This window comes from Methanospirillum hungatei, from assembly GCF_020216685.1.
Taxonomy (GTDB): Archaea; Halobacteriota; Methanomicrobia; order Methanomicrobiales; family Methanospirillaceae; genus Methanospirillum; species Methanospirillum hungatei_B.
Genome location: NZ_JAIWNS010000019.1, coordinates 1 through 10,000, shown reverse-complemented (window position 1 = coordinate 10,000; position 10,000 = coordinate 1). Strand labels below are relative to the sequence as shown.

The following is a 10,000-nucleotide window of genomic DNA, read 5'->3' as shown; positions in this document are numbered from 1 at the left end:
GATGACCGGATCACTTGGTGTCATCTCACCTGAAATGGTCACCTCTTTTGTCGGGCAGATATCCGCTCTTTTTATCGTTCTCTTTACCACTCTGTTCCTGCTTTTAGAGGCTACGGTATTCTCTCAGAAGATCAATACCATCCTTGGGTCGTACCGGCAGGAACTTGCCAGCCGGATGACTGAATTTGGTTCTGTCGTTATTGAATATGTCATAATCCGGACAAAAGTGAATTTTGTGACCGGTGCTGGGTTTGGCATTGCCTTGTTTATCATCGGGGTACAGGATCCCTGGCTCTGGGGATTGCTGATGTTTGTGCTGAACTTTGTCCCTTATATCGGGTTTATTATCGCCCTTGTTCCCCCGATGGTGCTGGCTCTCATAGAAATTAATCCCTATGCAGCGCTGTTGGTTGTAATTGTTGCAAGTATTGTAAATCTCTTCTCTGAAAATGTTCTCTTTCCTGAACTGGCCGGGAGAGGTATGGAGCTCTCTCCAGCGATTGTATTTATCTCGATGATATTCTGGGGATATTTTCTTGGAGGTGCAGGGGTTGTGGTGGCAGTCCCTTTGACAGTACTTCTAAAGATGATCCTGGAGAGTTATCCGGAAACCAGATCTCTTGCGATGATTATCGGGTCAGTTCAGGAAGAGTCGGATGGGGAAGAGAGCTGATCATACCGGATAGCCATTTCCTGTGCCAACTTTTTTTTATCTGCTTCAAAAACCTGTATGCATGAGTAATGATATCCCTTGGGATCCTGCCAGGATGGAGTTTAAGCCGGTGACCATGACTATCAGGCATACTGGTAACATGAGTTTTTCAGCCCATACCAGCACCGGACTCACCATCCCGATAGATGCCCATGTCCATCTAGGCGGCAAAGGTGCGATCCCAAATCCTATCGATTATCTGTTTGCTTCTCTTGGGGGGTGTATCGGGATTAAAATTCTTCTGGACCTTGGTGATAAGGGAATAAAACCTGAACAGCTCCTGATCGAAACAACCGCAACACGAAAACAGGATCTCCCAGCTACCTTTGAGACCGTACATCATATCATCTCCCTGAAATGTACTTGTGATGAGACTTGTATAGCAGATACCCTGAAAAAGACCATGACTCTCCTCTGTCCCATTGCGGTCATATTTGGAGAGACATCAACGATGACCTGGGAATTCCGGGTGATTCAATAAAAAAGATTCAGATATTTCCCGGGACCCATCCGGCTGTTTTTTGGAACATATGCAGTGGTGATAAGATAAAAAAGAAACAAACTGCCAGAGATAATGGCCGGATTGTTCGATGATTAACCATACATTAGCCCGGCAATTGCAAAGGATGTTTCGAGTGCCCAGACAAAAAAATGCATGCTACTCCGAAAGAACCGGGATGAGGAGTATCTTCATCTTTCTGAATAACTGCAAAACGTTCCTTTGTCAGTGCAATACTGTGGGATATTGATTCAAACCTATCCCATCATGGTTTTTTCGTGTTCAAAATTTCGTTTATTTCGGTTTTTGATGCAACAAATTTCGAACCCGCTCGATATCCTGAAATTTCTGCTCATATGAACCGATTAAGGTATCCCTGAGTTCATCAAGTATCTCATCAAGTGTCTTTGCGATGTGGTACACCTTCATCGGTCTTCCTTTATTTTCTGTTATCTGGTGAACGATGTGTACCCATCTCTTTTTCATAAGATCAGTTATTGCAATACTGACTTCCGGCTGACGAAGATCAACCACCCGCTCAATCTCACGGGAGGTCAGATCCACATCTTTTATCAAGAGTGTCAGCACCCGGGCACTGTTCCGCCTTAGCCCGATATCCCAAAATAAATCTGCAATCTCCTCATCCCCGGCGGAGAAGTGCAGCCCATATTCGCCCCCCATCAAACCCTCACTATTCTATTACGTGATTAATATATGAGAAAGTAAATAAATGTTCGGATATGGTCATCAACTGATGATCATATTGAGAGCGAGTGATAGTATTGCATCTTTGCCACTCAAAATAGAAAAGAAGGTATCCTGAAATAGGAATATTTCCGTATTGAGAAAACAATCAGATAATTGAGAGGCTGATTGTACTCTCATTGGTAATTGATACAATTATAGGCATTCGGCAGGTATTATGGTTTCATAGAACATTGTTTTATCTGATAGATGGAAATATCGGTTCTGTACGTAGATGATGAAGAACATCTGCGTGATCTTGCAGAAATCTTTCTTGCAAAATTTCAGGATATCAGGTGTCATAGCGTCCCTTCAGTATCCAGGGCATTAGAGATGCTTGATACTGACGTGTATGATGTTATCGTCACCGATTACCAGATGCCTGAACTTGACGGTCTTGACCTTCTGAGAGAAATTTCTGCCCGGAATATGGATATTCCTGTCATTCTTTTCACCGGGCGCGGAAGAGAAGAGGTTGCAATTGAGGCTTTTAACCTGGGTGCCACCTTTTATGTCCAGAAAGGAACACCAGTCATGGTTCAGTTCCAGGAACTCATCCATAAGATCAGAATTGCAGTGGATCGTGACAGAACCAGAAAGAAACTTATTGAAAGTGAGCAAAGATTCAGAAGTTTTTTCACACATACCCTGCTTGGAAGTGCTATCCTCGATGCCGATACCCGGATTGTTGAGGTCAATGATTTTGCCTGTTCCATGCTTGGACTTGACCGGGATGATCTGACCGGAGCCTACTGGACTGATATTGTCCATCCCGGAGTCTGTTCAGAAACCAAAGCAGAATTTTTTACGTTCCCTCTCTTCAGGAATAGTCAGTTTGACACGATATTTCATACGCCTGACGGCACCAGAAATTCCCTTCGTATCGCCATAGCACCAGTTTTCGAGTCAGATCGTATAACCGGATACAGCGTTCTCATCAGTAACATCAATGCAGAGCATGAATTGAAAGAGCGGTATGATGAGCTGGTTGAGAGCTGGACCATTGTTGCCGAACATGAGACGAGCATTCGTGCAGTCCTCAATGCGCTACCGGACAGCGGTCTTCTGCTTGATCGCTCCGGCACTATCCTCTACTATAATCAGGCTGCAGGGGAATTTCTGGGGCTTCTTTCCAGGACCGGCCCCAATAATCTCTGTCAGGTTCTACATGAACCACATCGAACCCTCCTCAGGAACGGACTTATCACTGCCAGAAAAACCGGGCAGGATCAGATCATCATCACCAGTGGATCCAGTCGGACCTATGAATGGACAATTCATCCGATAATCGGCACGAAATCCTATGAAGGAAGATTTGTTCTCTTTTGTCGTGACATCACTTCCATTCAGGAGATAGCACAGGAGCTAAAAGCAAGTAGAGAACGATACCGCCAGTTTACTGAGTTCCTTCCCCAGTCATTATTTGAGCTTGATAAAGAAGGCAGGGTTGTGTATCTGAATCCTCATGCACAATCTGTTTTCAGGGTATCTGGGGAATATCTCTCTCAAAAGCCCTATTATGATATCTTTATACCAGATTCGTGGAAAGAATTTCTCACCTCAAAGCTTTTAGATGCCTTTTCCGGTACAGGCGGTTCTCCTCTTGAGGTTGAACTAATCAGGATGGATGGTGAGATTTTTCCAGCATTCCTTCAGACCATCCCCATCTGGGAGAAGCATATCATTACCGGTATCAGGGGCATTGTAATTGATCTCACTGATATTCGGAGAAAGGAGCAGGAAAAGCGGGAGCTTGAAGAGAAGTACCGGATACTCATAGAGAATTCCCGGGAGATCATCATTGTCTCACAGGACGGGCAGTTAAAGTTCATTAATCCGCTCGGTGCCCGGGTTACAAAATATTCCCCTGAAGAGCTCATCGGAAAGCCGTTTTCCGACTTTATCCATCCCGATGATCGGGACCTTGTCTATGATAATTATCTGCGGCGCCTATCAGATCCCGGATATCTGGAAGATTACCTGTTTCGGTTTATCGACCGGGATGGCGGGCTTCACTGGGTCAAAACGCATGCCATCAGGATCATGTGGGAAGGAAAACCGGCCACCCTGAATATGCTCAGTGAGATAACCAGTGTTATCAAGGCACAGGAGGCACTTGCAGAATCTGAAACCCGGTTGTCATCCATATTGAGTTTTCTTCCCGATCCAACCTTCGCCATCAGCAGTACCGGTGATGTGATGGTATGGAACCAGGCTATTGAACAGTTCCTTCATACTCCTGCAGATCAGGTGCTCGGCCGGTCACGGGCAGAGGTGGCAAGACTCCTCTATGGGCTTGAGCGACCGCTGCTTGTGGATCTTCTGGACAATCCTGACATTGAGGTTCCGGATAATTATCTGATTCATTCGCGGGAACGTGATATGATCATTGCTGATGTGCTGATCACAAGGCCGGAAGGAGGGATGCAGTACCTCTGGGGTAAGGCAACTCATCTCTATAATCCCGGTGGCGAGGTTATTGGAGCGATTGAATCAATCCGTGATATTACCGATCGGAAAAAGATTGAAGAAGATCTTCGGGTGGTGAACCAAAAGCTCAATCTCTTCAGTTCAATTACCAGGCATGATATCCGAAACCAGCTGAGTCTTATCTTCCTTGCAATTGATTCTCTGTCAGGTCACCCTGAATCTGATCACATCGCTGCTCAGGTTGAACAGATCGAATCTGCATCAATACGAATTCAAAACTTCATAGATCTTGCCAGGGAATACCAGGAGATAGGTATCAGAAAGCCGGTGTGGAAACCAATATTGCAGACATTCCTTGATGTGACGGGACCGATGAAATGTACGGTGGCTTGTAGAGAATACCCAGATACCTGCAGTACTGTTCTGGTGTATGCTGATCCGCTCCTCGAAAAGGTATTTTTTAATATCGTTGATAATTCCATTAAATATTGTCCAGATACCCCCAGTATTCATATGCAATGTCATGAATCCGATGAAGGTCTTATTATTGCGATATCTGATAATGGCCCGGGTATCCCCGATACTGAGAAAGAACTGATCTTTACCAAGGGGTATGGGAAAGGGACCGGATTAGGGTTATTTCTGGTCAGGGAGATTTTGAGTATCACCGGAATGAAAATCCGGGAGGCCGGAAAGTTTGGAGAGGGGGCAAAATTTGAGATAACCGTCCCGCCTGGGAAATATATACGTACCGGCTAACCAGAGTGCCAGGCATTCCTGAGTTCATATTTCTTTATTGCGAACTTTTCCTGGAAAGAGAAAAGGTCCCGCGTGAATAGGATTGATGAGAGCCGGGTTTATCCTATGTGAGCACAATATATCTTAAGAATGGAGAGATGAAACCGACGAGCACCAGTATCTACACATTCCAGGATCTGATTGAAGGAGGATTTTTGTATGTCGATAAGACGAAATATGTGTATGAGCTCGTCCGTTATCCAAAAGGCCTGTACTTCCTTGCAAGACCCCGAAGATTTGGAAAATCACTCCTTCTATCAACATTAAAATCATATTTTCTCGGGAAACGGGATCTCTTCGAGGGGCTTTTCCTCTATAATCAGCCTGTAAAATGGCAGGGCCATACGATCATCCATATTGACTTAGGTGACAGGAAAGCAGAATCAGCAGAACAATTTGATCGTGCCCTTTGTGAGGTACTTGATGAACAGGCAGCGATTCATAAAGTCCGGTTATCAGCCAGAGATGCCACCTCACGGTTTCGGGAGCTGATCCTATCTCTCACGAAAAGCGGCGAGAAGGTTGTCATCCTCATTGATGAATATGATAAACCAATCCTGAATAATATTCAAAACCCGCATGTCGGTGAAATACTCAATGCATTAAAGGCATTTTATGCTGTCATAAAGGCAACAGAGCCATATCAGCGTTTTGTGCTCCTCACCGGAGTGAGTAAATTTTCAAAAATTTCTCTCTTTTCTGATTTAAATAATCTCACTGACATTACTATGGCTGCACCATTTGCTACTGCACTCGGATATACTCAGGAAGAATTAGAGTCATATTTTGCCCCCCGGATAGATGCGTTTGCTCTTAAAGAGGGCATTTGTTATGAGGAAATGCTTGAAAATCTAAAATCCTGGTATAATGGGTACCGGTTTGAAGAAAGTTCTGATACAGTGTATAATCCGGTATCTGTCATGAATTGTCTTTCTGCACAAAAATTCTCTAATTTCTGGTTTGAGACGGGAACACCAGCATTTCTCCTTGATATGATGCGAAATCAGGAGTATGATATTGCAGCCTGTCTCCAGGAGCCGGTAACCGAGTTGTCATTATCAGCATATGATGTTGAACAGATATCCCCTACTCCATTGCTTATCCAGATCGGATATCTCACCATTGTCAGAAGTGAATTTGTGGGAGATACCCGTCTTTATCAGCTTGGGTTTCCAAATCGGGAGGTGGAACAGGCTTTTGGTGCATATCTTATCGATTCATACAGTAATCTTGACAAGGAACGGGTCGGTGTACAACTCCTCCATCTTGGCAAATTTTTGAAAGCGAATGACCTGAATAGCTTTTTCTCTGTTCTTCATAGTTTTTTTGCTGGTGTTCTAAATACCATCTCAATACGACATGAAAAGTACTATCAGACGATTCTGTATGTTACACTCCGGCTTCTTGGTCTGCAGGTTGAAGCCGAGGTGAGTACAAATATCGGGCGTGTGGATGCTGTACTGAAAACACCTTCACAGATTTACATCATTGAATTTAAGCTTAATGGTTCAGCAGAGGATGCTTTGGAACAGATCCGGATAAATGGGTATGCAGATGCATGGTTGGCTGATGGCAGGGAGATTGTATCTGTTGGTGTGGCATTTGATCCGGTGGAGAGAAATATTGGGAGATGGGTGGTTGGGTGAATGTGTGGGATCATTTAGGAAATTTCATGATGTGAGATTTATTCGGGCTTAAATGAGTAATAAGATGATTTTTGGAGATTTTAGATTTGTATGCACATTTGTTCCGGGGAAAAAGTGGTTATTCAATTTCAAAGATCCTGTATCCCTGATTCTCTAAAACAATGGACTACGAACAACCGAAATTTTTGCTTCCGGGTCTTCCTCTTTTAACCCTCGCGCATATCCCCGGATCTGTTCAATATCTCTTTGTTTATATGAAAAGTCATTCAATGAGCATTTTTTCTTCGCACAATCGGCATTTGAATAGTATTTAAATTCAATAATCCATCGTATACCTGCAAATCTCTCATGATATTTTCAAACAAATTCAAGCTCACTTCTTGGGGATACGAACGCTCAATATTCCAGGTAAAATACCTGAATAATGTTTGTGTACAGAATGAATAAAATATAGTCCGGTAAAAATTTTCATTCACATTTTGAAAAATTGCTTCTGGAAGTTTTAGAAATATAACGTTCCCAGAATCTTGAGAACAACGGTGATTATGAAATCGAATGGGGCTGAGCGTGTCGGTAGCGATGCAGCGGCGGTATGAGTTGAGAAGGCGGAGAATTATATCGGATCTCTTGCAAAGGAAGCACATACGTTTGCCATGCACGCAGGAAGGAAAACGATAAAAGAAGAAGACGTTGAAATGGCTGCACATAAGGTCTGAATGGCTTCTTCTTGCTATTTTTCTCTGGTTTGTGAAAATCCAGATGTGCGCAAATTATATCTTTCCCTTCTGAATCAGGTGAGTAGTGCTGATACAGGGTTTTTCATTAGTTTGTCTTCGGGCCTGAACATGGTGTAATGGTGTATCTCTGACCGGGTCACGGGATAGGTTCTAATATCTGGTCTTCCAATGTAATAAGGCGCGAGGGTACCAAAGCCTGGCCAAATGGGCCGGACTTAAGATCCGGTTTCGAAGGAATCCAAGGGTTCAAATCCCTTCTCTCGCATTTTCCTTTTTTCCATTATTCTTAAGATCATATACATGGGTATTTTCATGAGGCTCAAATGGTTTTTATTTAGTGATCCTTCCTCCAGTATAATTGATCTCCTTTCGGAATTCTCTATGGCACCGCCTCTCTGATGCTTTTTTCTGTAAGTCTGTCCTGATTTTCACAGATATGATCCTGAAAGGTCAGATCGTTTCACGGTTCCTCATCCTGCAGGTCTTTCAAAATATTTAATCTCTGGTTCCTTTCCCGGATGTAATGATGAACTAGTCTTGTACTTATTTTGAATAATAAGTAGTCTACGTTATCGTCAACGAATTAGAATGTCCGGGAAAAAAGTTATTGTGATGGAAAAGAGTTGTTATAATATTATTGCCGAATCATGGCTTAATTATTTTATTGCGATAAGTTGGTCCTGAACAGTAAATTGTTTTGTCTCCACAGGCTTCCCATCTACTCTGGATGTGACATCAAACACTCCATTTGAAAATCCCCATATTCTAAAATCGATTTTTGCTAAATTAGTTCCAATTTTATTTTTTCCTACAATCCTGAACTGATCCACATGAATTTGAGATAATAATGGAGTACCATTAATTTCAACGGAATAATACTCATCTTTTTCCAATAATGGGAAACTCCCATCGAGATTACAAGTTCCGTCATTTTTTGCGAGGAATTTCTTTGTAATTTCTACTCCATCTTTATTAACAAATAATAATTCGACAGGGCTTCCAGAAACCAGTCCTGATATTGTACCATCAATATTGGGATTTTCCAACTCCAGTTCCATTATCAGGTCTCTCATTGTGAATGTGAAATTAGTACCCGCATTAGTTTTAATATCTCCTGTCAGGTCAATTTGAACCTCTTGATCTGGATTCAAATTTCCCACAAACACTGATATCGGATCACCAGGTTTCACGACATCAGGACTTGATATCATCACGCCAGATACCGTTCCGATACATAGCATTCCTATACAAATAATGGAGAGGACTCCAATTGACCATTTTAACCCAGCCAGAATTGACATCGTATCTTCCTTTATAGTTTATACATTATTAAGATATGGATGATATAAGGTGGTTTTGGTACATATATCCAGATAGTTTTTCCGGGAGATATCATTTCTTCCCAATCTGCCTTTTTATTTTACCTGATACGTAATACTGGTCTTTCATTGGAACCATTTAAGTTAGTGGTGAAGAATACTCAATTGTTCATATGGTAACCTATAGTGGTTAGAATTATTTCTGAAATGGATGAAAAAACGGAAGATTTGTTTTCGCAGGTATACGGTTTGGTGGTATTATTGTACCGGGCTCCATTATTCGGAGTGCTGAAGCGGCAAAACCATCGAGAAATTCCAGTAGAACCTGAAAAATTCCTTTGAGAATAGCTAATAACCCCCTTCCAACAAATTGAGGCATATAAATACTTTATAAACTTGCGATCAGCAAAGGGGGGTTTTTAGCATCCTCCTTTGTTAATACTGATTTATCTCTTAATTTTTCCTGTATAGGCCTTGATACCATGGCTATCAGTTTGACTTTCAAGGCAAAATGAATCTTTCACCCGTAAGGTCAGGTTTTATCAGGAAATAATCAGATCCCGATAGATCATAATTACCTGCTGTATACGGCTCATGAACCGGTCTATCATCCCCAGGTGATCCTCGTCGGCCGGTCGATTAATGACTCGATGTCTGGATATGTGGAACGGATGGCTATCATAGGTCTGAATGATATCGGAAAGGGTATCCGGGGATCGAAGGTTCTGATCTTGGGACATACCTCCAAGGATGATGTGCCGGACATTCGGGAGTCGCCGGTTATTGAGATTGTCAGGGAAATGAAAGCGGATACGTTTGAGGTGTATGGGTATGATCCTCTGCTTTCAGATGAGATGACTGAACCGTTCGGGGTGAAAGCATTACCCTGGCTGGATTTAATGAAGAATGCGGTGATCATTGCGGTTTGTCACCGACAATTCCGGGAGATGCGAGTCAGTGAAGTTCGCAGTCTAATAAATGACGATCAGATCATTGTGGATATAAGGGATTGTGGACCGGGGTGAAGCAGAAGCAGATGGGGATAAGGTATGGGATACTGGTATTTGCAATAATTCAGGTCTGTGATACAATATAGAAAAATTAGAATAATATTG

8 protein-coding genes, 1 tRNA gene and 1 pseudogene are annotated in these 10,000 nt (G+C 42.6%); 7 read left to right on the top strand and 3 right to left on the bottom strand.

The window, feature by feature from the left end:
* Positions 1 to 673: AI-2E family transporter (locus tag LDL35_RS01185; RefSeq protein WP_304018670.1), on the top strand; the 673-nt coding region annotated here is incomplete at its 5' end.
* A 61-nt stretch (positions 674 to 734) separates the two neighbouring features.
* Entirely contained in the window at positions 735 to 1,193 is a 459-nt protein-coding gene (locus LDL35_RS01180) for an OsmC family protein (RefSeq protein WP_304018668.1), read from the top strand.
* Positions 1,194 to 1,505: 312 nt separating this feature from the next.
* On the opposite strand, the gene LDL35_RS01175 is transcribed toward LDL35_RS01180, so the two are convergent.
* Positions 1,506 to 1,892, bottom strand: a complete 387-nt coding sequence (locus LDL35_RS01175; protein WP_304018666.1) for a hypothetical protein — start codon at positions 1,890 to 1,892, stop codon at positions 1,506 to 1,508.
* 273 nt (positions 1,893 to 2,165) lie between these two features.
* Here LDL35_RS01175 and LDL35_RS01170 point away from each other — a divergent pair, with 273 nt between their 5' ends.
* Together LDL35_RS01170 and LDL35_RS01165 are read left to right on the top strand one after the other, a co-directional pair.
* Positions 2,166 to 5,144, top strand: coding sequence for a PAS domain S-box protein (locus tag LDL35_RS01170; protein ID WP_304018664.1), 2,979 nt, complete (start codon positions 2,166 to 2,168; stop codon positions 5,142 to 5,144).
* Positions 5,145 to 5,281: 137 nt separating this feature from the next.
* Positions 5,282 to 6,829 carry an ATP-binding protein gene (locus tag LDL35_RS01165; protein WP_304018662.1) on the top strand — a complete coding sequence of 516 codons (1,548 nt, stop codon included), beginning with the start codon at positions 5,282 to 5,284 and terminating at the stop codon, positions 6,827 to 6,829.
* 153 nt (positions 6,830 to 6,982) lie between these two features.
* Here the strand turns inward: LDL35_RS01165 and LDL35_RS01160 are convergent, their stop codons facing one another.
* Positions 6,983 to 7,150, bottom strand: a complete 168-nt coding sequence (locus tag LDL35_RS01160) for a hypothetical protein (RefSeq protein ID WP_304018671.1) — start codon at positions 7,148 to 7,150, stop codon at positions 6,983 to 6,985.
* A gap of 224 nt (positions 7,151 to 7,374) precedes the next feature.
* Here LDL35_RS01160 and LDL35_RS01155 point away from each other — a divergent pair.
* Positions 7,375 to 7,545, top strand: a pseudogene (locus LDL35_RS01155) (histone family protein).
* A gap of 201 nt (positions 7,546 to 7,746) precedes the next feature.
* A tRNA-Leu gene (locus LDL35_RS01150) sits at positions 7,747 to 7,831 on the top strand.
* Positions 7,832 to 8,222: 391 nt separating this feature from the next.
* On the opposite strand, the gene LDL35_RS01145 is transcribed toward LDL35_RS01150, so the two are convergent.
* Positions 8,223 to 8,867, bottom strand: a complete 645-nt coding sequence (locus LDL35_RS01145; RefSeq protein WP_304018660.1) for a hypothetical protein — start codon at positions 8,865 to 8,867, stop codon at positions 8,223 to 8,225.
* A 668-nt stretch (positions 8,868 to 9,535) separates the two neighbouring features.
* On the opposite strand from LDL35_RS01145, the gene LDL35_RS01140 reads away from it, so the two are divergent.
* Positions 9,536 to 9,910 (top strand): UDP binding domain-containing protein, encoded by a 375-nt coding sequence (locus LDL35_RS01140; protein ID WP_304018658.1) that lies wholly within the window; start codon positions 9,536 to 9,538, stop codon positions 9,908 to 9,910.
* The last annotated feature ends 90 nt before the right edge of the window (positions 9,911 to 10,000 follow it).

Coding starts and splice junctions, on each gene's coding strand:
- LDL35_RS01180 (WP_304018668.1), top strand. CDS start 735: ATGAGTAATGATATCCCTTGGGATCCTGCCAGGATGGAGTTTAAGCCG.
- LDL35_RS01175 (WP_304018666.1), bottom strand. CDS start 1,892: ATGGGGGGCGAATATGGGCTGCACTTCTCCGCCGGGGATGAGGAGATT.
- LDL35_RS01170 (WP_304018664.1), top strand. CDS start 2,166: ATGGAAATATCGGTTCTGTACGTAGATGATGAAGAACATCTGCGTGAT.
- LDL35_RS01165 (WP_304018662.1), top strand. CDS start 5,282: ATGAAACCGACGAGCACCAGTATCTACACATTCCAGGATCTGATTGAA.
- LDL35_RS01145 (WP_304018660.1), bottom strand. CDS start 8,867: ATGTCAATTCTGGCTGGGTTAAAATGGTCAATTGGAGTCCTCTCCATT.
- LDL35_RS01140 (WP_304018658.1), top strand. CDS start 9,536: ATGTCTGGATATGTGGAACGGATGGCTATCATAGGTCTGAATGATATC.